Annotated in this window: 22 protein-coding genes; 13 read left to right on the forward strand and 9 right to left on the reverse strand. The window is 62.2% G+C overall.

Translation table 11 applies throughout. From position 1 onward, the window contains the following. Positions 1-55: 55 nt before the first annotated feature. Positions 56-1,084, forward strand: a complete 1,029-nt coding sequence (trpS, locus tag ACLM42_RS05845; RefSeq protein WP_415400030.1) for a tryptophan--tRNA ligase — start codon at positions 56-58, stop codon at positions 1,082-1,084. Between the two features lie 209 nt (positions 1,085-1,293). Next, positions 1,294-1,956 (forward strand): glycoside hydrolase family 104 protein, encoded by a 663-nt coding sequence (locus ACLM42_RS05850; protein ID WP_415400031.1) that lies wholly within the window; start codon positions 1,294-1,296, stop codon positions 1,954-1,956. On the opposite strand, the gene ACLM42_RS05855 is transcribed toward ACLM42_RS05850, so the two are convergent. Beyond that, a complete protein-coding gene (locus ACLM42_RS05855; protein WP_247910846.1) occupies positions 1,947-2,309 on the reverse strand; it encodes a DUF2605 family protein in 363 nt (120 codons plus the stop codon). The genes ACLM42_RS05850 and ACLM42_RS05855 overlap by 10 nt on opposite strands. A 176-nt stretch (positions 2,310-2,485) precedes the next feature. Between ACLM42_RS05855 and thrS the strand changes: the two genes are divergently transcribed. The 6 genes from thrS (at position 2,486) to ACLM42_RS05885 (ending at position 11,609) form a co-directional block, all read left to right on the forward strand. Beyond that, on the forward strand, positions 2,486-4,204 hold the full coding sequence (gene thrS, locus ACLM42_RS05860; RefSeq protein WP_415400138.1) for a threonine--tRNA ligase: 1,719 nt from the start codon (positions 2,486-2,488) through the stop codon (positions 4,202-4,204). A 6-nt stretch (positions 4,205-4,210) separates the two neighbouring features. After that, positions 4,211-5,215: a glucokinase gene (gene glk, locus ACLM42_RS05865; RefSeq protein WP_415400032.1), complete on the forward strand. Its 1,005-nt coding sequence runs from the start codon at positions 4,211-4,213 to the stop codon at positions 5,213-5,215. Between the two features lie 31 nt (positions 5,216-5,246). Further along, on the forward strand, positions 5,247-6,191 hold the full coding sequence (gene thrB / locus ACLM42_RS05870) for a homoserine kinase (RefSeq protein WP_415400033.1): 945 nt from the start codon (positions 5,247-5,249) through the stop codon (positions 6,189-6,191). Positions 6,192-6,345: 154 nt separating this feature from the next. Continuing rightward, a complete protein-coding gene (locus ACLM42_RS05875; RefSeq protein ID WP_415400034.1) occupies positions 6,346-7,971 on the forward strand; it encodes an NAD(P)H-quinone oxidoreductase subunit 4 in 1,626 nt (541 codons plus the stop codon). Positions 7,972-8,034: 63 nt separating this feature from the next. Next, positions 8,035-10,161: a M3 family metallopeptidase gene (locus tag ACLM42_RS05880; RefSeq protein ID WP_415400035.1), complete on the forward strand. Its 2,127-nt coding sequence runs from the start codon at positions 8,035-8,037 to the stop codon at positions 10,159-10,161. Positions 10,162-10,199: 38 nt separating this feature from the next. Then, positions 10,200-11,609 carry a hypothetical protein gene (locus ACLM42_RS05885; protein ID WP_415400036.1) on the forward strand — a complete coding sequence of 470 codons (1,410 nt, stop codon included), beginning with the start codon at positions 10,200-10,202 and terminating at the stop codon, positions 11,607-11,609. Here the strand turns inward: ACLM42_RS05885 and ACLM42_RS05890 are convergent. From ACLM42_RS05890 to ACLM42_RS05925, 8 genes are all read right to left on the reverse strand, one after another. After that, on the reverse strand, positions 11,583-12,713 hold the full coding sequence (locus tag ACLM42_RS05890) for an alpha/beta hydrolase (protein ID WP_415400037.1): 1,131 nt from the start codon (positions 12,711-12,713) through the stop codon (positions 11,583-11,585). The genes ACLM42_RS05885 and ACLM42_RS05890 overlap by 27 nt on opposite strands. A gap of 3 nt (positions 12,714-12,716) precedes the next feature. Then, on the reverse strand, positions 12,717-13,172 hold the full coding sequence (locus tag ACLM42_RS05895) for a hypothetical protein (protein ID WP_415400038.1): 456 nt from the start codon (positions 13,170-13,172) through the stop codon (positions 12,717-12,719). Positions 13,173-13,281: 109 nt separating this feature from the next. Then, complete coding sequence (locus ACLM42_RS05900; RefSeq protein ID WP_415400039.1) at positions 13,282-13,986, reverse strand: DUF6629 family protein; 705 nt, start codon at positions 13,984-13,986, stop codon at positions 13,282-13,284. 76 nt (positions 13,987-14,062) lie between these two features. After that, complete coding sequence (locus ACLM42_RS05905; protein ID WP_415400040.1) at positions 14,063-14,662, reverse strand: esterase/lipase family protein; 600 nt, start codon at positions 14,660-14,662, stop codon at positions 14,063-14,065. Positions 14,663-14,666: 4 nt separating this feature from the next. Beyond that, positions 14,667-15,038, reverse strand: coding sequence for a dihydroneopterin aldolase (folB, locus tag ACLM42_RS05910; RefSeq protein ID WP_415400041.1), 372 nt, complete (start codon positions 15,036-15,038; stop codon positions 14,667-14,669). Next, entirely contained in the window at positions 15,035-16,276 is a 1,242-nt protein-coding gene (locus tag ACLM42_RS05915; protein WP_371820729.1) for a glutamate-5-semialdehyde dehydrogenase, read from the reverse strand. The genes folB and ACLM42_RS05915 overlap by 4 nt, the downstream gene beginning before the upstream one ends. A gap of 102 nt (positions 16,277-16,378) precedes the next feature. After that, positions 16,379-17,266: an ROK family protein gene (locus ACLM42_RS05920; RefSeq protein ID WP_415400042.1), complete on the reverse strand. Its 888-nt coding sequence runs from the start codon at positions 17,264-17,266 to the stop codon at positions 16,379-16,381. Positions 17,267-17,275: 9 nt separating this feature from the next. Beyond that, positions 17,276-21,703 (reverse strand): translocation/assembly module TamB domain-containing protein, encoded by a 4,428-nt coding sequence (locus tag ACLM42_RS05925; protein WP_415400043.1) that lies wholly within the window; start codon positions 21,701-21,703, stop codon positions 17,276-17,278. Between the two features lie 33 nt (positions 21,704-21,736). Here ACLM42_RS05925 and ACLM42_RS05930 point away from each other — a divergent pair, with 33 nt between their 5' ends. From ACLM42_RS05930 to ACLM42_RS05950, 5 genes are all read left to right on the forward strand, one after another. Next, on the forward strand, positions 21,737-22,210 hold the full coding sequence (locus tag ACLM42_RS05930; protein ID WP_247910832.1) for a Ycf51 family protein: 474 nt from the start codon (positions 21,737-21,739) through the stop codon (positions 22,208-22,210). Then, complete coding sequence (locus tag ACLM42_RS05935; protein ID WP_415400044.1) at positions 22,207-22,620, forward strand: DUF4332 domain-containing protein; 414 nt, start codon at positions 22,207-22,209, stop codon at positions 22,618-22,620. The genes ACLM42_RS05930 and ACLM42_RS05935 overlap by 4 nt, the downstream gene beginning before the upstream one ends. A gap of 61 nt (positions 22,621-22,681) precedes the next feature. Further along, positions 22,682-22,966 (forward strand): hypothetical protein, encoded by a 285-nt coding sequence (locus ACLM42_RS05940; protein WP_415400045.1) that lies wholly within the window; start codon positions 22,682-22,684, stop codon positions 22,964-22,966. Next, entirely contained in the window at positions 22,963-24,522 is a 1,560-nt protein-coding gene (locus ACLM42_RS05945) for a CocE/NonD family hydrolase (protein WP_415400139.1), read from the forward strand. The genes ACLM42_RS05940 and ACLM42_RS05945 overlap by 4 nt, the downstream gene beginning before the upstream one ends. Before the next feature lie 21 nt (positions 24,523-24,543). Beyond that, positions 24,544-25,320: a DUF3887 domain-containing protein gene (locus ACLM42_RS05950; protein WP_415400046.1), complete on the forward strand. Its 777-nt coding sequence runs from the start codon at positions 24,544-24,546 to the stop codon at positions 25,318-25,320. Positions 25,321-25,354: the final 34 nt, after the last annotated feature.

Consider the following 25,354-nt stretch of genomic DNA (forward strand, 5'->3'; position numbering starts at 1 on the left):
GCCGCTGCCGGGGACTGCCTCCAGGCAGAATCCGGCGAACATTTCGCCAGCTCGCATGCAACGCGCCAGGGTTCTGTCCGGAGTTCAGCCCACTGGCGCCTTGCATCTGGGCAATTGGCTTGGGGCCATCCGCAACTGGGTCGACCTGCAGAAGAGCCACGACACTTTTTTTTGTGTCGTTGATTTGCATGCGATCACGGTCCCCCACGACGCGGAGGTCCTGGCCCGTGACACGCGCAACACCGCTGCGCTCTACCTGGCTTGCGGGATTGACCCAGACGAAGCCACGGTCTTTGTCCAAAGCCACGTCTCAGCCCACAGCGAGCTCTGCTGGCTGCTGAACTGCGTCACCCCGTTGAACTGGCTGGAGCGGATGATCCAGTTCAAAGAGAAAGCGGTGAAACAAGGGGACCAGGTGTCCGTCGGCCTACTGGACTACCCCGTCTTGATGGCGGCCGACATTCTTCTCTATGACGCGGACCTCGTCCCCGTTGGTGAAGACCAGAAGCAACACCTGGAGCTGGCCCGAGATATCGCCCAACAGCGGATCAATGCGCGGTTTGCCCCGCGGGATGCCGAAGGCGAGCCCATCCCCGTACTGAAGGTCCCCGAGCCGCTGATCCTCAAGGAAGGAGCCCGGGTCATGAGCCTCACCGACGGCCGCAGCAAGATGAGCAAGAGCGACCCCAATGAGGGGTCCAGGGTCAACCTTCTGGATCCCCCTGAGGTCATTACTAAAAAGGTCAAGCGCGCCAAAACGGACCCCGTGATGGGTCTGGAATTCGGAAACCCCGAGCGGCCTGAAACCGACAACCTGCTTGGTCTCTACGCCCTGCTCAGCGGCAAAGGCCGAGATGCCGCTGCCGTGGAATGCGCCGAGATGGGCTGGGGGACCTTCAAACCCCTGCTCGCTGAGACCCTCGTGGAGGCACTTCGGCCGATTCAGGAGCGTTACAACACCCTCAGCTCCGATCCAGCCGAACTCGATCGTGTTCTTAAGGCGGGTAGCGAGCGGGCCAATGCCGTGGCTCAGACCACCCTGGAGCGAACACGGGAAGCACTGGGGTTCCTGAAGTCCAACTGACTTCCAAAGCCCTTAATCAAAAACGGAAGGAAAGATAAAGGTGGCTAATTCATCAACGCAAGCCCAGCTCACCAAGTCCACCCAAATCACTCTCCCCAGCTCAAAAACTTCCAAAGCACATTGACCTGCCCACTGTCCAGTTCGGCCGGGAAGTCTCACCTTGGGACTCGATTAGCCAGCAGTCTCGTTGAACTGCGCAGTTGTGCCGCTTGCCAATCCGTCATCCGCTACAGCACTCCCTCAAGCCGAGTCGTGCAGCCGCTCCGGCCTGTTCCCTCGGTCTGCTGCTCCTGGCCGCTGGCCCCCTTGTTGCCCCCTCAAAAGGCACAGAGGTGGATCAATCCCTCGAGCACGTTGTGGCCGCTGCCAGCCGAAGCGATGCGGACGAGCTCTACGCGATCACGCCCGAGCGGCGCGCACTCCTGAACACGATCCGCTACGCCGAAGGCACCTGGAAGCAGGGCCATGAGGGCTACCGCACCCTCTATGGCGGCGGCCGTTTCAGCAGCTTGGCTAAGCACCCAGAGGTGGTGGTGGTGAAGCGCTACACCAGCGCGGCCGCAGGGGCCTATCAGTTTTTACCCGGCACCTGGAAAGAAGCCGCCACCAAACTCAGCTTGCGCAGCTTCAAGCCCCGTAATCAGGACCAGGCTGCTCTTTATCTGATCGATCGCCGTGGTGTGCTCGACCAGGTCGACCGCAGCGGTCTCACCCGCAATGTCATGGCTGTCCTCTCGAAGGAGTGGGCCTCGTTCCCGAGCCATAACGGCCTGAGCGCCTATGGCCAACCGGTGAAGAAAGCCACAGAACTGGCCAACTTCTACGAGAACAACCTCAAGCAACTCAAGCGCAGCCGCTGGGCTCAGGCCTGAGGAGTCTCGGGGCGCTGCTGCTCAGGCAACGGGACTCCCGCCATCCGCAACATCGCGGAGAGATTCCAGACCCGCATCATCAGGCGATGCCAGGGGGTCATGGCATCCATGTCTACCGCCATGGGTGTCGAGCAAGCAGCCCGAAGCGACTGCGTGGCAGCAATCGCCTGAAGCCCCTCCTGCAGAGCCGCACGAAACTCCCGCTGCTCCTGCGGAGGGACCAAGTGATCAGGGGCATGATCCAAGAGGACCAGACCTCGCTCAAACCAATGGCAGAAGTCACCAAACAGTGACTCGAGCAAATGGTCGAGCAGCTCAGCGGACTCAGCCTGGGATCCTTGAGGGTTGGTCACCTCCACACCCTAGTGATGGCCTGAATTGCGCTGCGTAGGATCGGGGTCGCTATGCCGCCGCCGTGACCGCGACCCGACCTGCCGAGCCTGCAGCCAGTGAAGCGGGGCAGGACGTGGTGACGGTGCATCTGCCCAAGACCAGCGAGAGCGAGCAGCTTCTGCGCATCCGCCACTCCATGAGCCATGTGATGGCCATGGCGGTCCAGCGGCTCTTTCCAAAAGCCCAGGTGACCATTGGTCCCTGGACCGAAAACGGCTTCTACTACGACTTCGATAATCCCGACCCCTTCACGGAGGCCGACCTCAAGGCCATCAAGAAGGAAATGATCAAGCTCATCAACAAGAAGCTCCCGCTGGAGCGCCTTGAGGTGAGCCGCGCTGAGGCCGAACGCAAGATTCAGGCCCAAAACGAGCCCTACAAGCTCGAAATCCTGGCGGGGATTCACGAGCCCATCACCCTCTACACCCTTGGAGAGGAGTGGTGGGATCTCTGTGCCGGCCCCCACGTCAGCAACACCAAAGACCTCAACGCCAAAGCCTTCGACCTCGAGAGCGTCGCCGGTGCTTACTGGCGCGGCGATGAGAACAATGCCCAGCTTCAGCGGATCTACGGGACCGCTTGGGAAACCCCAGAGCAGCTCAGCGAGTACAAGCGCAGGCAGGAAGAAGCCAAGCGACGGGATCACCGGCGGATCGGCACCGACCTCGATTTGTTCTCGATAGAAGACGAAGCCGGTGCCGGCCTGGTGTTCTGGCACCCCCGCGGCGCCCGCATGCGCCTGTTGATCGAGAACCTCTGGCGAGAGCTTCACTTCAACGCCGGTTACGAGCTGCTCTATACCCCCCACGTCGCAGACATCAGCCTCTGGAAGACCTCCGGGCACCTCGACTTCTACAGCGAGTCGATGTTCGGCCCGATGCAGGTGGATGAGCGGGAATACCAGCTCAAGCCCATGAACTGCCCCTTCCACGTGCTGACCTACGCCAGCACTCTGCGCAGTTACCGCGAACTACCGATCCGCTGGGCCGAGCTGGGAACGGTCTACCGCTATGAGCGCCCCGGGGTCATGCATGGACTGATGCGCGTCCGCGGCTTCACCCAGGACGACGCCCACGTCTTCTGCCTCCCTGAGCAGATCAGCGACGAGATCCTGGCGATTTTGAATCTGACCGAACAGATCCTCTCGACCTTCGATTTCCTGAACTACGAAATCAACCTCTCGACCCGTCCCGAGAAATCCATTGGTGAAGACGCGGTCTGGGATCTAGCGACGCAGGGCCTGATCGAAGCGCTGGAGCGCAAGGGCTGGGACTACAAAATCGATGAAGGAGGCGGTGCGTTCTACGGACCGAAGATTGACCTCAAGATCGAGGACGCCATTGGCCGGATGTGGCAATGCTCCACGATCCAGCTGGACTTCAACCTGCCGGAGCGCTTCGACCTGAACTACGTCGCCGCCGACGGTTCAAGGCAGCGGCCGATCATGATCCACCGCGCCATCTTTGGCTCGCTGGAACGGTTCTTCGGGATCATGACCGAGAACTACGCCGGCGACTTCCCCTTCTGGCTTGCGCCCGAACAGATCCGTCTACTGCCGGTGACTGATGAGGTGCGCGACTACGCCGAATCCGTTGCCGCAGGCTTGAAAGCGGCTGGAGTCCGGGCCAGCGTCGACCACTCCGGTGATCGACTGGGCAAGCTGATTCGCAACGGCGAACAGATGAAGATCCCCGTCCTAGGGGTGATCGGCGCCAAGGAAGCCGAAGGTGGGACCATCAGCCTCCGCAGCCGCCGGGATGGAGACCTCGGCAGCATCGCCTTTGACACCCTTGTGGCCGCTGCTCAAGCGGCGAATCAAGATCGGGGAGCGGGGCTCAAGATCAGTCCCTGCTGATCCTCGATGACCACGCTTCTAGCCGGCGATATCGGCGGCACCAAGACCCTGCTCGGCCTGTACAGCGTCGAAGGAACGGCGCTGATCCAACGCGCGAGCCAGCGCTACGTCTCCGCCGATTGGCCTGATTTCTCAGCCCTGGTCAACCACTTCCTCGAAGGCCAAGCCCAGACCTTCGAGCGCCCGCAGCAGGCCTGCTTTGCCATTGCTGGACCGGTCCGGCAGGGACGCGTCAAGCTCACCAACCTGCCCTGGCTCCTGGAGGAGGAACGACTAGCGCGGGACTGCCAGCTCAAGGCCGTCGAGCTGGTCAATGACTTTGCGGTCTTGATCTACGGGCTACCGCATCTGCAGCCCGAACAACAAACGACCCTGCGGGACCCGTCTGGCGGTCAGCCGGACCCGAAGGCTCCCATTGCCATCCTCGGTGCTGGGACTGGCCTCGGGGTCGCCGTGGGAATTCCAACGGCCAGCGGCTTGCAGGCCGTGGCCAGCGAAGCCTCCCACGGCGAGTTCGCCCCCTGCAACGAGAAGCAGTGGCAACTCAAGCGCTGGCTGATGGCCGAGCTGAACCTCTCGCGCCTCTCGATCGAACGGATCGTCAGCGGCACAGGGTTGGGGGATGTGATGCGCTGGCACCTGGCAACCCAGCCCGATGGGCGCAACCACGCCTTGATGGGCACCGCGGACACCGAGCTTCCAGCGGCCACAGCGGCGGCGGCGGGCGGCGGTGATCCCCTCGCCCGCGCGGCCTTGGATCTCTGGCTGGAGGCCTACGGCAGCTGTGCTGGGGATGTGGCTCTACAGAGCCTTTGCTATGGCGGTCTCTGGGTGGGAGGAGGAACAGCGGGCAAGTTGCTCGATGAACTGAGGTCAGAGCGGTTCCTCCGCCCCTTCCTCAACAAAGGACGTCTCAGCCCAGTGGTGGAACAAATCCCAGTCCATGCCTTGGTCGATGGAGAGACAGGGCTCTTCAGCGCCGCCTGCCGGGCCCAGCATCTGAACGCCTGAGTGGGACACTGAGCCCAGCAGAACAGAGCGCATGGCCCGCCCCCGCATTGGACAGGGGGTTGTGGTGGATGTCCCCGCCACAACAGCCAACTTGGGTCCCGGTTTTGATTGCCTTGGAGCAGCCCTCGATCTGAATAACCGCTTCGAGATGCGCTGCATCGAAGGCAGTGGCGAGCGGTTTGAACTGGTGATTGAAGGCAGCGAGGGATCCCACCTTCGCGGAGGCCCCGACAACCTCATCTATCGCGCCGCTCAGCGGGTTTGGAAGGAGGCAGGTGAAGAACCGATTGCTGTCGAGGCACGGGTTCGCCTAGCGGTCCCCCCCGCCCGGGGACTCGGAAGCAGTGCCACGGCGATCGTGGCTGGATTGATGGGAGCCAACGCCCTGATCGGCGAGAAGCTCAGCCGCGAGAAGCTGCTTGAGCTCGCCATTGACATTGAGGGGCACCCCGACAACGTGGTTCCTTCTTTGCTGGGAGGCCTCTGCTTGACGGCGCGGGCAGCATCCCATCGCTGGCGGGTCGTGCGCTGTGAGTGGGACCCCAAGGTGATGGTGGTGGTCGCCATTCCTGCGATCCGCCTATCCACCAGCGAAGCCCGGCGAGTCATGCCGAAGGCCATCTCCATCCCGGATGCGGTCACCAACTTGGGTTGCCTGACCCTGCTGCTGCAGGGCCTGCGGACCGGAAACGGCGACCTCATCGCCGATGGCATGCACGACCGCATCCATGAGCCCTATCGCTGGGGCCTGATCCAAGGGGGCCAGGAGGTCCGCAATGCAGCCATGGGTGCAGGAGCCTGGGGCTGCGTCATCAGCGGCGCCGGGCCAAGCATCCTGGCGCTTTGCCCAGAGGAATCCGCTGTGGCGGTCAGCAAGACGATGGTGCGGGCCTGGGAGGGTGCCGGCGTTGCCTCGCGCTCTCAAGTTCTGCAACTCCACCAGGGCGGGAGCCGCTGGGACCACCTGCCTTCCTAGGGGCTGCACCCTGGGTAGAAATGCCTAGGGCAGATCTGTCTCGCTGGTAGATTTGATCGCCAATAGGCACCTCCCGTAGGAGGAGGGTTGAGTCCCCTGAGGGCTGGACCCAGATACGGGATATCACCGAACACATCCAAAAGCCGTGTACGCGATGGACGCCAACCTGCCCCTGATGGCCGCGTCCGCTGCGCTTCCAGGCTCAGCCTTTGGTGACTCCGCCATAGCCGATGGCATCCTGGCGGCGGCGCCCACCACTTTCCCTTGGCTGAGCCTGATCGCTCTGCTGCCAGTCGCGATCGCTCCGCTGGTGATGCTCCTCCCGGGAGATGGCACCGATCCCAAACTCCCTCGGACCGTTGCCCTGATCACGCTTTTGGCTGATCTGGTGCTGATGCTCTACGTCTACAGCCAGCATTACGACGGCTCGATCGCTGGGCTGCAGTTGGTTGAGCGTTTTGCCTGGGTCCCAGCCCTCGGACTGGAGTGGTCCCTGGCCACCGATGGGCTCTCAGCACCGCTTGTGGTTCTTTCTGGACTGGTCACGTTGCTCTCGGTGGCAGCGAGTTGGAACATCCAGAAAAAGACGCGGCTCTACTTCGCTCTGCTTCTGGTCCAGGCATCAGCACAAGCCTTGGTGTTCCTCTCCCAAGACTTCCTGCTTTTCTTCTTGGCCTGGGAGCTGGAGCTGGTTCCGGTCTACCTACTCATTGCCATCTGGGGCGGCCAGCAGCGTCAATACGCCGCCACGAAATTCATCCTCTACACCGCCACAGCGTCACTGCTGATTCTTCTCAGCGGCCTTGCCCTTGCCCTCAATGGCCCCTTCACCCTCAACCTGAGCGAACTCATCGCCCGCTCCCCCGGGGGTGTCTTCGGCTTGCTCTGTTATCTGGGCTTCCTGGTGGGCTTCGGTGTGAAGCTGCCGATGTTCCCGCTCCACACCTGGCTCCCGGATGCCCACGGTGAAGCCAATGCACCGGTGTCGATGCTTCTGGCGGGGGTGCTGCTGAAGATGGGGGGATATGCCCTGCTGCGCTTCAACGTGCAGATGCTGCCGGAGGCACACGTGCAATTGGCTCCGGCTCTCATTGTCCTGGGCATCGTCAACATCGTCTATGGGGCCCTCAATGCCTTCGCACAGGACAACGTCAAACGACGGATCGCCTGCAGCTCCGTCAGTCACATGGGCTTTGTGCTCCTCGGCATCGGAGCAATCGACAGCCTTGGCATGAGCGGGGCGATGCTGCAGATGATCAGCCACGGGCTGATCGCCGCAGCGATGTTTTTCGTCACCGGTGTTTTCTACGAACGCACCAAGACCCTCTCGATCCCCAACATGGGTGGCCTGGCCAAGGTTCTGCCGATCACCTTTGCCTTCTTTGTCGCCAGCTCCCTGGCCTCCCTTGCCCTGCCGGGCATGAGCGGTTTCGTCAGTGAAATCACGGTATTTCTCGGCGTCACCAGCAACGACAGCTTCACGGTCGGCTTCCGGGTGATCGCCGTTGTCCTGGCCGCCATCGGAGTGGTTCTTACCCCCATTTACCTGTTGAGCCTCTGCCGACGGGTGTTCTTTGGCCCACGGATCCCCGCACTGGCAGTGCTTGGCGACATGAAGCCCAGGGAGTTAATGATTGGCCTGACCCTGCTGGTCCCGACCCTGGTCATTGGCTTCTGGCCCCGCGTGGCGATTGACCTCTACGAGGCGTCCACAACAGACCTTTCCAACAACCTCGCGCAACACGCAGTGGTTGCCCTTCGGCTACCCGCCCTCGGCTAATCCCCGCCTGGCTCTGCAACTGGGCTGAAATGGGTTGATCACAGGCCCATTGCCTCAGCCCCAATGACTGTCAGCAGCGCTGCCACCGCTACCAATCGGCCGGAGATCCTCCGCGGCGAGGGGCTGCCGAACTTCGAGGCCATCACGCCCGAGGCTGTCAGCGAACACATCCCCGGACTGATGCAGTCCCTGGACTCTGAGCTGGGAGCACTGGAGGAAGCCCTAAGCCAGAAGCTGGATCAGGGCCTGGCACTCAGCTGGAACGACGTCATCGCCCCCCTCCAGCGACTCGGTGAACGGTTGCGCTGGAGCTGGGGTGTGGTCAGTCACCTGAACGGGGTCTGCAACAGCCCTGAGCTGCGCGATGCCCATGCCAGCCAGCAGGCGGCGGTTGTTCAATTCGGCAACCGCGCTGGCCAAAGCCAGATGATCTATCGGGCCCTCAAGCAGCTGAAGGAACGGCGATCAGAACTCGATGGCACGCAACAACGAATCCTGGACGCAGAACTGCGGGACATGCAGCTGCGTGGTGTCGGTCTAAGTGGAGCCACTAAAGAGGCCTTTAACGCCACCAGTCAGACCTTGGCTGAGCTCTCGACCCGCTTCGGTAACCACGTTCTTGATGCCACCAACAACTGGACCCTGCGCCTAACCGAATCCGACCAGGTCATAGGACTACCGGCGAGCCTGCTGGAGCAGTTAGCCCAATCCACCCGCCAGGCCGGTGATCAGAGCGCCAGCGCCGAGGAGGGCCCATGGCTCATGGGGCTCGACATGCCTCGCTATGTCCCGTTCATGAAATACAGCCGCAGGCGTGACCTGCGGGAGCAGGTCTACAAGGCCCACATCAGCAGGGCATCGGGTCAGAACGGCAGCGATCTCAACAACTGGCCATTGATCGAAGAGATCCTGACCCTGCGACGGCAACAGGCTGAGCGTCTGGGATTTGCCAACTGGGCGGAGCTCAGCATTGCCTCAAAGATGGCCGACTCTGAGCAGTCGGTCGAAGCGCTACTGGAGGACCTGCGCAGCGCGGCCTATCCGATCGCGCAACGGGAATTACAGGCCCTGGCCGCCTGCGCCCAAGCCCATGGGGCTTCTGAGGCAGCGGAGCTCCAGGCCTGGGACATCAGCTACTGGGCTGAGATTCTTCGCCAGGAGAGTTTCGAGCTCGACAGCGAAGCCCTTCGCCCCTGGTTCCCTCTACCCCAGGTCCTCGATGGGCTCTTTGCCCTGAGCGAACGGCTGTTCGGGATCAGCATCGAAGCGGCCGATGGGGACGCGCCGATCTGGCATCCAGATGTGCGTTTCTTCCGAATCCTGGAGCAGGGCGAGGCCATCGCCGGGTTCTACCTCGATCCCTACAGCCGTCCCGGGACAAAGCGTGGCGGAGCCTGGATGGATGAATGCCTTGTGCGCTCCAAGCGCAATGACGGCAGCTCGGTCCTGCCGGTGGCCTACCTGATCTGCAACCAGAGTGCACCAGTCGGGGACACACCGAGCCTGATGACCTTTGACGAGGTCGAAACCCTCTTCCACGAATTCGGGCATGGCCTCCAGCACATGCTCACCAGCGTGGAGCACCCTCAAGCCGCCGGCATCAATGGTGTCGAGTGGGACGCCGTTGAGCTGCCCAGCCAGTTCATGGAGAACTGGTGCTACGACCGCGCCACCTTGATGGGGATGGCCCGGCACTGGAAGACCGGTGAACCCCTACCGGAGGCTGAGTACACCAAGTTGCTATCCGCGCGAACCTTCATGGGGGGTTCGGCGACCCTGCGGCAGGTGCACTTTGCCCTGGTGGACTTGCGCTTGCACAGCCAATGGCAACCTCACTCCGGCGTGAGTCCAGAGGCTCTCAGGCGAGAGATTGCCACCACCACATCCGTGTTAGCCCCCATCGACGAGGACGCCTTCCTCTGCGCCTTCGGTCACATTTTTGCGGGGGGCTATGCAGCCGGGTACTACTCCTACAAGTGGGCGGAGGTCTTGAGTGCCGACGCCTTTGGCGCCTTTGAAGAGGTTGGACTGGAGAACGAGGAGCAAATTCGCGAAACGGGTCGCCGCTTCCGAAACACGGTCCTCAGCCTGGGGGGGAGCCTGGATCCCAAACAGGTATTTGAGTCCTTCCGTGGTCGTCAACCCAGTAGCGATGCCCTGATCCGTCACTCCGGCCTGGTAGCCGTCTAGGACGAGCCTCTGCAGGATGGGGGGAGATGGGCCGCAACATGGCTCCTGGCTCTCCCCTCTTCTCCATCACCGATCCTCTGCAACTGGATCCGGAGTGGACCTGCGGCGTTCCCTTGCTCGCCTTTGAAGAAGCCCTCGAGCAAAGCGTCTTTCGCTCCGGTTTGACCCGATCGGACTGGCTCAAACGCTTGGCGCACCAGCTCCACAGGCCCCGCTTGCTGCCGCTGCTCTGGCTTCTGCCCAAGGGATGGAAGTTAGCTCCAGCGGACTTACCGCAACGGGTGCAGTCCCTTGGAGGACTCGTGGAGCGCGAATTGCTGACTCCAGCCCTGCTCGGGGCTGTGGCCGATGGACTCCCCCACCTCTTGCCGGAGGAGAACGGGGCGATTGGGCGTTGGCGTGGGGCACCAGAGGTCAACCTCCCCACCAGCCTGGAGCAACTGTTACGGCTTGATCCCGCACTCTCAGATCCAGCAGAAGCCAACGGAGACTCCGCGGATGCCGGGCACTTGAGCGGTGGGCTGATCTGGCACAACATTGGCCTCAACCATGAACAGTCAGCTGGCGAACGGCAACGCAATGCTCTGACCGCCCGCGTCCTGAATCGTCTCTCCGCCAATGGACTGGGGGGCGTTCCATGGCAGATCGATGGAGCGAGCAGCTGCAGGAGCTGGTTCGAGCAGTTGCAGCAAAGCGGCTGGATGCTGCGTGCTCAGTTGCGCGCGAGCGTGGCCAGTTTTGGCCTGGGTGCAAGTCTGCCGAGGTCAGGTCAACCCACGCCAGGCTGGAGTCAGGTGCCTTTGGCATTGCCCATCCGTACGGGGCTCTTAGGGGACGACGGGCAGGAGATTCAAAGCTTGCTCCCCCACAGCTGCCTGGAGCTGGAATGGCGAAAAGGCGAGGATCTCCTTCGCCTGCAGTACTACCAGGGAACAGAGGGGCTATGCGGTTGGGAAGCGCTGAACGATCTGCATCGTCCCTGGCAGAACGACCGTGATAATGGAACAATCCGCTACTTGGGAGAGCCGTTCGAGGGTGAACGTCTCCTGGACGTCATGGATCTCTGCGAGCTCGTGGCGTTGATCCATAACCAGGAGAGCGAAGATGATGGCCTCTGGCTTGGGGGCTATGGCGCCTTGGGGTTCTGCATCGATAGCTCAGCGGTGTTGCAACAGGCCTTGGATGGACGCTGCGATCTCTTTCCCTGCCTGCTCGGCGGCATCTGGCGCGAACGGCTGCTGCATCGGGCCCGGCGGTTGGAACAGCAGCTGAACCCGCAGCATGAGCTTCAACACAGGGCGCTGCAGCGCTACTGCCAAGCGATCACGGCTTTGCCCCACGACGGATTTTGTTTTGGCGAGACCAGGCGGGATGCTCAACGCCGCCTGAAAACCTGCCAACCCCAGAGCAGTCCGTTCCGCTTAGCCCAGCAGGCCCTCCTCCTCTGACTCAATCGCCAGAACGATCTGCTGGACGACATCCTGCCGATGCAATTCGGCAAACGGTCCCTTCAGACCATTGTGGTTCATCCCGTCAATCTCGCGCCGTTCGATGCAGGAGCACTTCAGCGCTCGATTCCAATTGGAGAGGGGAAGCAACGGCGATCGCCCCGGATAGGCAATGCGACCAAAGGCCGCCACTGGGTCACGACTGCCAACAATCATCGTGATTTTCGAAAGCTGGTTCAACAGTTGGTTGCCACTGAACACGCCACAGAAGCTGACGATGCTCACCGGTGCCCGGCAAATGCGACGCAGGTACTCCGCCACCCCCATCGCCATCTCTGCTCCACCGCTGTATCCCACAAGAACGACCCGTTGGCCCTGATCCGGCCTGAAGCCGACCTCTCCCAAGCGCAACGCAATCTTGAGGGAGAGCTCGTAATTCATGATCGGGCCGTAGCGATGATCCGATGAAATCCCAACCTTGATGACGTTGTTGGCTTGAACCAAGACAGCGGCCAGCAACTGGATCCAGCCGTTGGGATGCTCTTCTTGCAACGCAAACAATCGGCGCCAGAACCAGGCACTACCGAGGTCTTGGGCGAGGGCCACGGGCAAAACGGTGTAAGCCTCTAACCCCTTCACCAGTCGGGTGGAGCCATTGAGCTGCTGATCCAGGAGTTGAAGAAAGGCTGAGACCCTTGGCGGATGATCCCGCTCCAACTGGTGGATCCCATCGAGGTAGACCACAAAGCAGCGGTGCTCCTTCGCTGCAGGAGTCTCGGGGAAAAGGGCCGTTGGTTCAGGGAGTCCATCCAACCAGCCCTCCCAAAAGGCAAATTGCGTTACCAGCGAATAGATCCCAGCCGTCGGGATTAACACCAAGAGCAACAGGCCAGACCAGCGCAACAGCAGGCTGATGTCCGTCCAGTCAAAGATCGATCGCAGGGCCAAAAGGACATGGCCCACACCAAACCAACTCACCCCCAGGCCAACGGCCAACACCAAGACGACAAGTCCGAGCCTGGAGCGCAGACTGTGCTGCTGCACCTGAATTGCGGCTTCATTGGCCCTAGGGCGCATGGGACCGGCCTCGGACCTGGGGTTCATGACTCAAGACCCATGGGCATCGGAGAGTTGAGAGGCCAGGGTGCTGTATCCCGCCTGCCAGCTTTGGCGGAAGAGCAACCAGACCAACACCACAGCCACGGCATATCCAGGCGTCGCCAGGAGCAGCGCTTGGCCATAGGGCAAGTCGAAGCGCGCATGCAACAACGTCACCACGTTGAGATGCATGAGCACCCAGATCACAAAGCCAATGGTTTCACCGACGTAGGGGGCTGCCACGAACAGATAAAAGACTGCAGGAAGCAGGCAAACAGCCACCCCATTGACGAAGGCACTGGGATGGATATTGGCGCTAGCACTTGTGGCCAGAAGCACCATATCAATGGTGCTGCTTAAGAGAAAAGCCACCGAAAGCATCAAAGCATCAAGAATCAGATGAATGATGATCTGGCGGCGATTGAGGCGATTGGCCAGAAGGGAAAACACATGGGAAAGAGACATCGAAAGCCCCACCAAGAGCAGCAAGCCCAAACCGATATCAGCTTGAACAAGCCAACCGCCTAAAGCATCCAGTGCTGTTTGCACCCCCACGCTGAGACCTCCTGAAGATCTACTGACCTGATGCAGCGCGCAGGGCAGGCCGATTCACAATCCAGATGACGTAGATGGAGAGCACAGCGGAGTAGAAACACCAAACGGAATTAAATGTGGCGCTATAGGTCAACCAGGTCAGGAAGATCGAGACAAAGATCAGGACACCAAACAGCTTGACGGCTTTATCCGAGAGTGCGATCAACGGGAGAACAATGAAGCCCCAGTAAGCCAGTTCACCCACGGGCTCGGTGTTCACAAAGTTATGGATAATGCTGTGCAGGTTGGAAACGTCGTAGAGCAAACGGCCATTGCTATGAACTGCCGGTTGAAGGGCCGGCGGGTCAAACAAGACGGGCAAGTAGAAGGCAACCCCGAGGACCGTTGCCACAATCGCGACCCAGCGGAGCCGCTTTTGCAGTCCCTTGGAGTCGGTCGTTCGACTGATTGACCAGGCACTCCATGGAATCCAGATCATCCAGAAGCAATAGGCGAAAAAGAGAAAGCCAAGGCCGGCCAAACTACTGAGCGGCTCCACGCCACCGTTATCAATCGCTGTCCACTCCAGGCCTTCAACAAGTTGTTGGACCCCAAAGAAAAAGGGCACCAGTGCCAAGGGCACATAGTCACGCTTGCCCGTTTTCTGCGCGATATGGGTGCTGTAGAGGCCCAACGGCATCAACACCGCTGATGCCGTGAAACTGGCCGAGGCTGAAAAGCACATGCGAGGCCTTCAAACTTGGCCTACCCATAGACACGTTGCCAAAAGGAGACAACAGCGTTGATGAGATTCGTTGTTGTTAAGGAGCGAGCAAAACATCAGCCACTACCGCTGCGGCGCGCGGGTTAGCGATCAGTTGGCGATGCGTCCAAACGGGCAGGGCCTGCCGCGGCCCCTGGGGGAGAACCGCTCGCCAACCAGGAAACACCGTGATGTCCGTGCGGCTGTACAAACTCACGCACTGCAAACCATCCAATTGATCACGCCCTGCATCCAGATCACGCAGAAGTGCGCTTCCGATCTTCATGTCGGCAATGCCCGCCAATGGCCAACTCGGGATCAACTGGGCCGTCAAGGTGCCCTGCTGAGGACTCCCCAAACAGACAAAGCGGCGGGTCCGTCGTGCACCACCCCACTCCTGCAACCAGGTGCGGGCAATCACCCCACCCATCGAAAATCCGAACAGGTCGAGGCAGGTCTCGCCGCCAAAGCGCTCCTGAATCACCCCGTCCAGTTGACGGGCGAGCTGTCGAATCGGGGTCGCCCCCAGGCGATGGGGCAAGTGGGGAGCAAAGAGCTCTAAATCTGGTGCTCGCTCCAGCAACATCTGCTCGAGTCGCCCAAAGAGGCGAGGGGTATCCCACAGCCCATGGATCAGCACCAGAGGACGCTCTGACATGGTTTCAGGGCGATTGGTGACGGCTGCGCCGCACGCCCACCTGGCCGCCAAATCCAGGCACTGGAGCCTGGCATTTACGCAGTTCAATGGCCATCGGCACCGGACCGTAGAGGTCCTCAAGCAAATCCAGGATCAACTCACTCCAGTGCTCCAAGGTCTGACAGCGCAACTGGGTGGCCTGGCGCTGCAGGGCCTGAATGGCGCGGCTGTAATCCAGGGTTTCTCCCACGTCATCGCTAGCAGCAGCGGCGCTGAGATCCCAACCGAGGTGGAGATCGAGTTCGAACCACTGACCTGTTGCACGCTCGTGGGGAAGAACGCCTACGTGCGCCCAGAGGCGCAGGTCACGCACCAGGATCCGGTCGGAGCCACTCACAAGGGGCAATCGCGATGGCTGAAGTTGCGGGCCCCTGAGGCGTAGTCAGCCGCGATATGACCATCACCACGCAACAGGTAGCGATAGGTCACCAGACCCTCCAGACCCACGGGACCGCGAGGCGGGAGGGTTTGGGTGCTGATGCCAACCTCAGCTCCAAAGCCGTAGCGGAAGCCATCGGCGAACCGGGTGGAGCAGTTGTGATAGACACCGGCGCTGTCCACACTGCGTAGGAACGTCTCCGCCGTCGAGCCGTTGGAGGTGCAGATGCACTCCGTGTGCCGAGAGCCGTTGCGGGCGATGTGATCCAGGGCCTGCTGCAGGTCATCCACGACCCGCACCGAAAGAATCAAATCGGAATACTCCGTTCGCCAATCCTCCTCACTGGCCGCATTGGGGACACCCAAGGACTGGCTGCTCGCATCCCCACGCAACTCCACACCAGCCTGGGCAAAGGCCGGCAACGCCTGCTCCAGGAAGGCTGCGGCACTAGCCCGGTGGAGCAGCAGGGTCTCAATCGCGTTGCACGCGGCTGGGTATTGGGTTTTGGCGTCCAGGGCAATCCGGAGCGCCTGGGCGACATCGACCTCCTGATCGACATACAAATGGCAGACCCCATCGGCATGACCCAGGACAGGGATGCGGGTGTTGTCCTGGATGAAGCGCACCAGCGCATTGGAACCACGGGGGATGATCAAATCCACCAGTCCATCCAGCTTGAGCAACGCCAGGCTTTCTTCACGGGAGGTCAACAACTCCAAGGCCTGGGGGGAGACGGCTGAGGCCGTCAGTCCGGCGCGAAGTGCCGAGAGGATGGCGGTGCAACTGCGGTTGGCCTCCCGGCCCCCTTTGAGAATGGCGCCGTTGCCAGAGCGAATCGCCAACGAGGCGATTTGCATGACCGCATCAGGGCGGGCTTCAAAAATCACCCCCAAGACTCCAAGGGGAACGCTGAGTCGCTCCAGCACCAAGCCGGAATCCAACTCTCTGTGCATTTGGCGAACGCCCACCGGATCGGGCAGCTGGGCCACCTGACGCACCCCGTCAATGGCCCCAGCCAACTTCTTGGCATCCAGCTTCAGCCTGGCCACCAACGCAGGAGCCAGACCATCGGCTGCCGCGGCCTCCAGATCAGCTGCATTGGCCGCCACGATCTGGCCGGCCTCGGCTTCGAGGGCATCGGCCATGGCCAGGACCGCCTGCCGCCGCTCTTGATCACTGCAACGCCCCAAGGCCATCGCAGCGCTGCGAACGGCACCAGCGCGCTGCAGCAGTTCAGGCGATGGATCTGGAACGTTCACACACTTCTCTGGCTCGAATGAGCATCATCCCAGCTGGACTCAAACGCGAAGGCGCTCCAAGGCCAAGCGTGCTGCCCCCAGCCGCCCAGCACCGTTCCCGAGCTGAGCACGGCGAATCTCAAGGCCCTGGCGGCTTTCGGCCTGCACCCGTTGCTCCACCTCCGCCAGGGCGCTGGGCAAAAAATGATCAGTGGCAGCACTCAGCCCCCCCCCGATCAAGACCAGCTGGGGCGTGAGGACATAGATCAGCGAACTCAGTCCGACCCCAAGCCAACGGCCGTAGTCACGCCAGGCCGCCAGAGCCTCAGGGTCACCAATACGGGCCAGCTGATCGAGCTTCTGTGGCTCAACATCCATCAGCCGACGTAAGCCCGAGATACTGCAGTGCTGCTCCAATGAGCCTCGGTTGCCGCTGTTGCAGGGAGGGCCCTCAGGATCGACGCTGATGAGCCCGGGCTCAGCCGCCGCGCCGCCGTGGCCGCTGAACAGTTGACCGTTCAGAAGGACCCCACCACCCACACCGGTTCCCAAGGTGAGCAGCAACACGTCGCGATACCCCACAGCGGCACCTCTCCAGGCCTCCCCCATCAGGGCACAGTTCCCGTCATTGGCGAGGGTGACGCGCCGCTGGAGTTGCGGCTCGAGCCACTCCGACAGGGGAATCTGCTGCCAGCCCGGCAGGTTGATGCAGACCCGAGCCACCCGCGCCTCAGCATCCATCGGTCCGGGCAAGCCAACTCCAACCCTGGAGGCCAATCGATCGGGATCGAGGACAGCGACGGCCTCAACGATGGCCGTCACCACCCCCCCGGGCATGGCCGGCTGCGGGGTAGGGCGTTCCAACTCGGCCAGCAGCTCACCATCGGTTGAGAAGCGCCCGAGCTTGATGGCGGTGCCACCCACATCCACTCCGATCAGTTGGCTCATGGGGGGCAGCTAGAAACGGAAGAAGACCTGCATCTGGGTCTGCCAACGGGCCTCCGCATCAATTGAGGTCTGCAGTCCAAGCCATGGCTTGGCCTGATAGCCAAGGGTCAATTGCGGAGGGATGTCACTGCGGTTCGGAGCAGCCAGCACGGAGGCGTTGAAGCGCTCAGTCACATCCAAGCCGATATCGGTGACGGGGACCAGTTGCGATGGCACCTGACCTGAGCGGTTGGAATCCACGTCGTAGTTCGTGGGCAAGACATAGGCCGGGTAAATCGCAAAGGTGAGGCGCTGGCCAAGGAGTTCCGTCAGGCTTCCCACCAGGGGAGAAAGCAGCGACTGCCCCACCACCGTGGCCACGGCCGCTCCGGCATTCCCCCCAGCCAGCCCCACCAGCGAATTGCCACCGATCAAGGCCAAGAGTCGATCTTCCGGCAAAGGCGGTGTGCTGGTCAGACGAATGTTGTCCATCAATTGATCGGCTGAGCCGGTGACCTCGAGCCGCACCCGCACCAGTTGCAGCTGATCGAAGCTGTTCGGGGTCAAGGAGGAGTTGCTAAAGGATCCGTAGGTGTTCCAGTCGTAAATGGTTGAGCGGTTTCCATCACCAAAGGCCGAGAGGGTGTCTGACACCCGTGTGCGTAGGACGATGTCCACGTAGGGAATCAGACCCAGACTCGGAGTGAAAACGGCCACGTTGGGAGCATCGGGGTCCAGGCTGAAGGTGGTGGTGAACAATCCCAAACGACCCCGCAGCAGCCGAACCACCCCACTGATCTGAATGTCGGGATCCAGGGGACCGTTCAACGTCAAAAAGCCGCCGGCACCGAAGTTCAAGACGTTGGGAACTTCAACGCGGAGATCCCGGCCGAAGCGCAGCCTGAATCGCTCAAAGCTCACCAAGCCCAGGTTGGGAAGTGCCGCCCGGAGGTCTTGGCTGCTGGAGCTTTCCAGCTGACGTCCCATGACCAACAGGGGCTTGCTGAAGTCCCACTTGGACTCCAGTAGGGCAGGAAGAGAGGTGGCTTTGCTCGGTGCTTCTTCTTTGGCGAGCTCACCGGGCTGGACATTCAGCGCCCCATGGCTCAAGGCCAGCTCACCGCCAAGAACAGGGCGCAGCAAGCTGCCACCAATCTCCACGGTCCCGTCGGCAACGGCGGCCATGCGCGCGAGCTTGAACGGAACTTGCTTGAAGGTGAGGCTGAGCTGCCTCGGTTGTGGCCCATCCGTAGGGGAAAACAGATTGAGATCGCCGCTACCGCTGAGCTCGCCCTTCTTTCCGACCCGCGCGGTCAGGGCTTGCAGCTCCAGGGAGCTGAAGTCGAACAGCACCACCGCATCGAGATCGCGAACCGTCTGATCCGCCAGTTGCAACACTCCATTGCCGAAACGCAGGAAGCCGTTGGCCACCGGCTCCAGCAACGAGCCGCGCACCAGCAGCTCCAGGTCGGCACTCCCCTGCTTCCACTGAACCGCTGAACCCGAGAGAGCGGTGAGGAAGCGCAGGCCATCGCCGCGACTACCAATCCGTAATTCGAGATCGTCCGACGAAGCCAGCAGGGGAACCTTGCCGCGCAGATCGACGACCTCCGTCGAACCACCTCCGCGCAGAACCCAATCGAGCTCAAGCCGATCGTCCTGAAGCTTGAGGTCGCCGCGCTCTAAAGCCAAGAGCTCCCCATTGAGGGAGGCATCTTGTAGGGCCAGGTTCAGCTCAAATGCCGGGCGTTGATCTGGGCCGCCAAGGCGATAGGTGCCGCGACTGGAGAGCGAACCGCGCAACCCATCGGGAACGGGGGCCACCAAGGCCAACAGCGCCAGGGGCAGATAGGCCAGCTCAAAGTCCCCCCCTTGGTTGAGGGGCCCATGGAGCCGCACGACTGTGGGCTGATCCGTCAAAGCCAGGTCACGGTCTGATCCCTGCAGCCAAAGGTGTCCCTTCGCTGCCAGATCAACAAACAATCGATCCGCTGATGGCCCCCTTAGGGTGAAGTCGGCATCGAAGACACCGCGTAGGTCCTGCAGCTCGGCTTGACGCTGCCCGGATTGGGCCCGTTGGCGTTGACGCTGAGCTTGCGCCAAGGCCGTCAACTGATCCCCCAGGGAGAACCCCTGGGTGTTGAAGACCAGCGTGCCCAGGTCGAAGGCACGACCCGATGGAGCCAGGGGCAAGCCGCCCCATTGGGGAACGGCAGCCAGGATCTCCTGCAAGGTTTGCGATTGGAGTTGACGCGCTTCCAGACGCAGCCAAAGCGGACCAGCCTGTTGACCTTTGAGCTGAATCCCTACCGTTCCAAAGCCCAGGGCCGCCCACTGACCATCGAAACGGAAGCGGCGCTGGCTGATCTCCGCTTTGGCTTGGAGCGACCGCCCAAAGACCCCCAAGAGCTGGGGTTGATCAACCCGAAGCTCACCATCGAGGGCTAGGGGCTCCATGGCCAAGGCCCCTTGACCACTGAGATAGCCAGAGAGGGGTTGGTGAGCGGCTGAAGGCCAAAGGGCCAGGTCAAAGCCCGAGAGGGGGAAACGCCTGGCACTCCAGCGGTAACGCTGGTTGGTTCCGCTGAAGGCGAGGGAGCCCCCAGCCCGCGTCAGGTTGACCGTGGTGGGCCACCAACGGGGATCCAGCACCGCCTGGAAGGTTCCCGGGACCGTGGTGTCCTGAACCTGCAGGCGGAGACGGGCCCCTCCCTTCGGCAGGCCCTGGAGTTGACCAACCCAGCTTTCCTCAAGGCCGATCAGACCAAAACCAGGTGCCTCAGCCCGCAGGCTCAAGTCAGGACTGAGCCGTTGCAGGGGTCCTTGAATAGTTCCTGTCGCACTGAGTCGTCCGCGCAGCGCGGTCCCAACCAACGGCGAGAGGCGCTCAAGGGGAAAGCGCCGCAGATCCAGGTCAAGGCGCATGGGCGTGCCCTGCAGCGGCAACTGGCCCTGGGCCGACAAATAAGGGGAGGCGAAGGTCTCCAGTCGCAGGGCAGAAGGACGCCAGGTCAGCCGCGATCGAATCGAACCCAGCAGCGGATTGTTCGGTTGCTCAACGTCCAGGCTCAGCTGGGGCTGACTCCAATCGCCCCTTTGCTGAAGCTGAAGTTGAAGGTCCTTGGTGGAGCCCAAGAGCGTGCCCCAGTCCTGCTGCTGACGGCGGCCCAGCGCCAGGCGCTGACTACGGAGCTGAAGCCTGGGCCAAAGCGATCCGCTGGCCACCAGCTCGCCTCCACCCTGACGAAGCACCAGCCGCTCCAAGATGGCGTCAAAGCCCTTTCGGTTTCGCAACAGGGCTTTGGCCTGGATCTGCAGTGGCAGAGGCGGTTGGTTGGCCAAGGCCAACCCCTCCAGCTGTCCGTCGAGCTGAAGATGGAGCTGAGGCAACCGGCCCGCCAGCTCCGCTTTGAAGCGATGGCCCGCCTTGGGTTCACGGGCTTGGAGTCGCAGCTGAAGCTGATTAGACCGCGCACCAACCAAAGGCAGCTCTCCCTGCAATTGCCCGCGCCAACTGCCCCACAGCAGGGGTGAAGACGCCAAGCGAAGACCCTGGGGACTACAGCGCAGGTCAAAGCGAGCGGACCGCACGGGATCAACAGATGCTCCAGGCGCCCAGCGCAGCTGATTGAGCTGAAGCTGACCCTGACAGCGGTCAATGGAGGCCGTGCGTTCAAAGCGCAAACGGCCATTGAGGTCGCCACTGAGATCAGCCTTGACGCCCCCGTGCAGCAGCCGCACCAGGTCTGAGAGCTTCAGCGCTTGCGGCTGTAGCTGCAAGCGCAAGCGTTTGCTCTGCCAGTCATTGCGGGCATCGATGTGCAGCTGACCACCACCGCCAGGCCTGATCTGAAGTGCGGTCTCCAGGCGGCGGCGGCGCAAATCAACCGCCAGGGATCCGTCCAAAGCCACCGGTGTAGGAGCGCCCTTGGCCGGGTGCAAACGGACCTGGGCAGGCCCACCGCTGAGGCCATAGCGGAGGGTGAGCGGCGGCGGCTCAGCGCCGGGGGGAATGCGCCCGAGCTGCCAGAGGGAACCTTGGCTGTTGCGCCGCAAGTCGACGCGGGCGCGATGGATCTGAAACTGAAGGACCCAGCTGCGGGTTAAGAGGCTGCGCAGCGGATCGAAAGCCACCGCAACCGATTCCGCATCAATCGTGGACGGGTTGTCGATTCCGGGCTTAAAGCGACTGCCGCCGGCGGCCAAACCCAGGGGACGCAAGCCGCGGTAGGGCCCCAACTCCAGGGGATGGCCCATGGCGCGACTCGCCAACAACTCGAGCCAGGGTTTGCGCAGGTCGTATTGCCAGGCCGCGACCCGATCGAGGCCAAACCAAGTCAGCGCGATTCCCGCAGCCGCCAGCAGGGCAGGCAGGGAAGAGGCCGCGGGGCCGCGCGTTCTGGGATTCCTTCGGCGGCGCGCTGGGCCCGTGGGTCTCGGGGGCTGAGAAGGCCGCAATATAAAGGTGTTTCTTGATCCAGAACATTCCCCATGCGTGCCGATCCCCTCTTGCTCACGGCTGGCGAATGGCTGGGGATTGCCGCTGGTGGACTGCTGCTCATCACAGTGGTGGCCTTCGTGGCGCGCTGGGGCTTCCGCTTTCGCCTGGTGGGCGTCACGAGCTTCACCGTGCTGCTCTCTCTGTCCTGTCTGGCCTTTGCTGTGAGCTACGCCCCCAGGCTGGTGGTGGAAGGAGCTGTGAGCGTTCCGGTTGTGTTCGACAACGGCTCAGACCTGGTGGTGGCAGCCGCCCCTGCGGACCTGACTGCTGAGACCTTCGGTCCCAGCGTTGAGCAGGTCGCTCGCAACCTGCGCGCCAGCGGCCGAAAGGACCCCACCGTTGAAGTGCGCCTGCGCCGCGTCGAGCCCCAAGGCGATGGAAGCGATCGCCCCATCGTCCTGGCCACCGCCATCCGCGATTGGACCACCGGCGAGGTGGACGTCAGCGTCAACGCCAAGCGGTGAGCAACGAGCCTTGCCCTTCGCCCTATCCCCTGCCCTCCCATTTCTCCAGGGAGCAGGCGGTGCTCATTGCCGCCGGCGTTCAAAGCTGGGAGGCTATTGCTGGGCTGACTGATCGGGACCTCGATCAGCTCTCGAGGAGAGGCGGAGCGCTCGAGCGTCAGCTCCGGAAACTGCGCGGCCAAGCCCAGCTGGTGGTGGAGTTGGATCTTGAGCCCTACCAAGCCGCGTTGTTGCTCTATGCCGGGATCGCCAATCGAGAGGGCCTGGCTGCGGCATCCCCCCAACAACTCTTGACGCAGTTGGGGCGCCTCGAGCGGACTTTGACCGGGATGGCCCCAGCCCGCGTTTCGCCGTCGCTGGTGCGCGCCTGGATCCAACGGGCCCAGCAAGCCGGTCGCTCAAGGAACTGACCCCTGATCCGCGGCGACCTATCGCAGGCGACCTGAAATGTAAATAGTCAGAGCTCCTTCAGTGACACGCCCCCGCCTCTGCGGCCTGTCCCTGGCCGCCACTGCCCTCAGCCTGATCTTTGCCTCCCCGGCTCTGGCGGACTCAGCTCTGTTGGAATCGGTGAAGCAGAACCCCCAGAAAGCCAAGGCCCTCTGCGCCGAGCTGCAGGGTCTGAATGCCCGTGGGATTTCCTACAACTCCCCCGAAGCCACGGCCCAAATTGCCCAACAGCAAGGGCTGAACACAACCGACGCTGAAATTCTCTCCACCTATGTGGTGGGCCTGTATTGCCCGACAGTCCGGTGACTCAGGAGCAGCTGCGCTGCGCTGACGGCACTGTCCTGAAATCAACCCTATGGACGCCTGGGGGCGAAGGTCCTTGGCCCTGCCTGCTGATGCGTCAGCCTTACGGGCGCGCCATTGCCTCGACGGTCACCTACGCCCATCCGAGTTGGTACGCCCAAGGGGGGTTTGCAGTCCTCGTGCAGGACGTGCGCGGACGTGGCGACTCCGAAGGAGCGTTTCTCGGATTTCAGCAGGAGGCCAGCGACACCAGTGAGACCCTGCGCTGGATGCGCCAGCAACCCTGGTGCAACGGCAAGGTGGGGACCTACGGCTTTTCGTACCAGGGCCTTAGCCAGCTGCTCTATTCCAGTACTGAACACCTACCTGATGCCCTAGCCCCGGCGATGTGCGGGCTCGATGAGCGTTTGCATTGGGCCAGCGAGGGCGGATGTCACTGGTGGGCCTTGGGGTTGGGCTGGGCTCTGCAACTGGCGGCTCAACATTGCCAGCGCGAAGGCGACCACCAGGGCTGGGAGGAGATTCGGCGCAGCCTCGAGGACGGCGCTTTCGTGCGCGATGGCATGGCCTTGCTAGAGCGCTTTGACCCCACAGGGATGGGGCTGCGTTGGCTGAAGACAGACCCCAGGCAACCGGACGACTGGGTGCAGCATCACACTCCCCAAGAGCTCTGGCAGCGGCCCATGCTGCTCATTGGCGGCTGGCATGACCCACACCTGATGGGCGTGCTGGACCTTTGGAACCGCTCTTCATCCGCTGGAGGTGGCACGCTGCTTCGGATCGGCGCCTGGAGCCACCTGAACTGGAAGGGGGGAGTCGATCAGCTGCAGCTGGACTTCTTCCATCACCATCTCTGCGGCCATGAACCCGCCACCCCCTTGGCTGGAACGCAGCTCATGGAGTCAGGATCCGGGCAATGGCAGGTGCGATCACCACGGGAGTGCTCTGGCCAACGCTGGCGATTAGCCAGCGGCGGACGAGCCGCTTTGTGTCTGAGTGATGGGCAACTGCTCGAGCGGGCCACCAGCAGCTCGGACGTCGTGATCGTGCATGACCCTTGGCGAGCCATGGGCGGCCGCGGAGGGCACCTTGGGCTGGATGCAGGACCGGTCGATCGCAGCGATCTCGATGCCCGCACGGATGTGGCCTGTTTCACCACTGCCCGCTTCGATCAAGCCACCGAAGTCTTTGGTCAACCCCAGCTGGAGATTGAGGCCGAAGCCGATCAGCCCGGATTTGATCTTTGCCTGGCCCTCTCGCTCTGCCACATGGATGGCCGCGTTGAGCAACTCTCGACAGGGGTTGCCCGCTTCCTGGGGCCATCAGCCCAACGCTGCCAGCGGCGCTCCGTGGCACTCCAACCGCTGCTGATCAACGTTGAGGCCGGGTGTGCCCTGAGACTCTCAATCGCCCTGGCGGCCTGGCCGCAGATCGCCGTTAACCCGGGCGATGGATCTCAGCCCCGATCAGGTGTGAGTCCCAGCCATCGCGTCATCACTGTGTCCCTGAAGCTGCCCAACGCGGCCCTCAGCATTCTTCCGATGGTTGGGGCAAACTGAGGCCCACTCTGTGCCTCTGCAATGCCGCGCCAACTGCGCCTGCTCTCCGCCGGTCTTGGGTCCTTCACCCTGGCCATGGCGACGTCTGGCCTGTTGGCGAGCCCTGCTCCTGCGGAGGCGTTTCCCCAGCAACGTCTCAGTCCAATCGCCCAGGGCAGTGCCCTGAGCGTGGACCAGGCCCGGGCCGCTGCCGTTCGAATCCTCAAGGCGGTCAAAGACGGGGACGCAAATGCCCGCTACGCCCAGTTCTCAGCTGAACGGCAGGCGATCACCAGCCCTTCGATGATCGCGGCCACCATGCGGACCCAGCCGAAGGTCCTGAGCTACACCTTGCTGAGTGTTCGCAGCGGCATGGGCAAGAGCACCGTGGAAGCCGAGCTGAACACCAGCGCCGGGAAGCGCGTGGTCTTCATGGTCCTCAATGGCGACGGCAAACTCTCGCGCTACTACGTCGATCGCGCCGACGATGCCAGCAGCTTGGTTGCCAAGGGCTTCATCGAAGCCGTGAGCACGGGCAACTTCATCACCGCCCAAAGCTTCCTGAGCCCTGACTTCCAAGAGGAGATCACCCCTGATGCCCTCCAACGCAAGTGGCTGGGGCTGCAGCGGATCACCGGCAATTTCGTCAACATCAACCGCGTTGTCGAAGCGGAATCCACCCCGGACACGCGCCTTGTGCTGGTCAATGTGCACTTCAACCGGCTGAGTGACAACCTCTACGTGATTCTCAATAACGAGAACCAAATCACCGGCGTCGACTTCCCCGAGGAACCCGCTGCACCGGCTGCAGCTTCTTAAGCAAAAACCCGCTTAAGCTCCGAGCCACGCTTTG

This window comes from Synechococcus sp. W4D4, assembly GCF_047716805.1.
In the GTDB taxonomy this organism is placed as follows: domain Bacteria; phylum Cyanobacteriota; class Cyanobacteriia; order PCC-6307; family Cyanobiaceae; genus Vulcanococcus.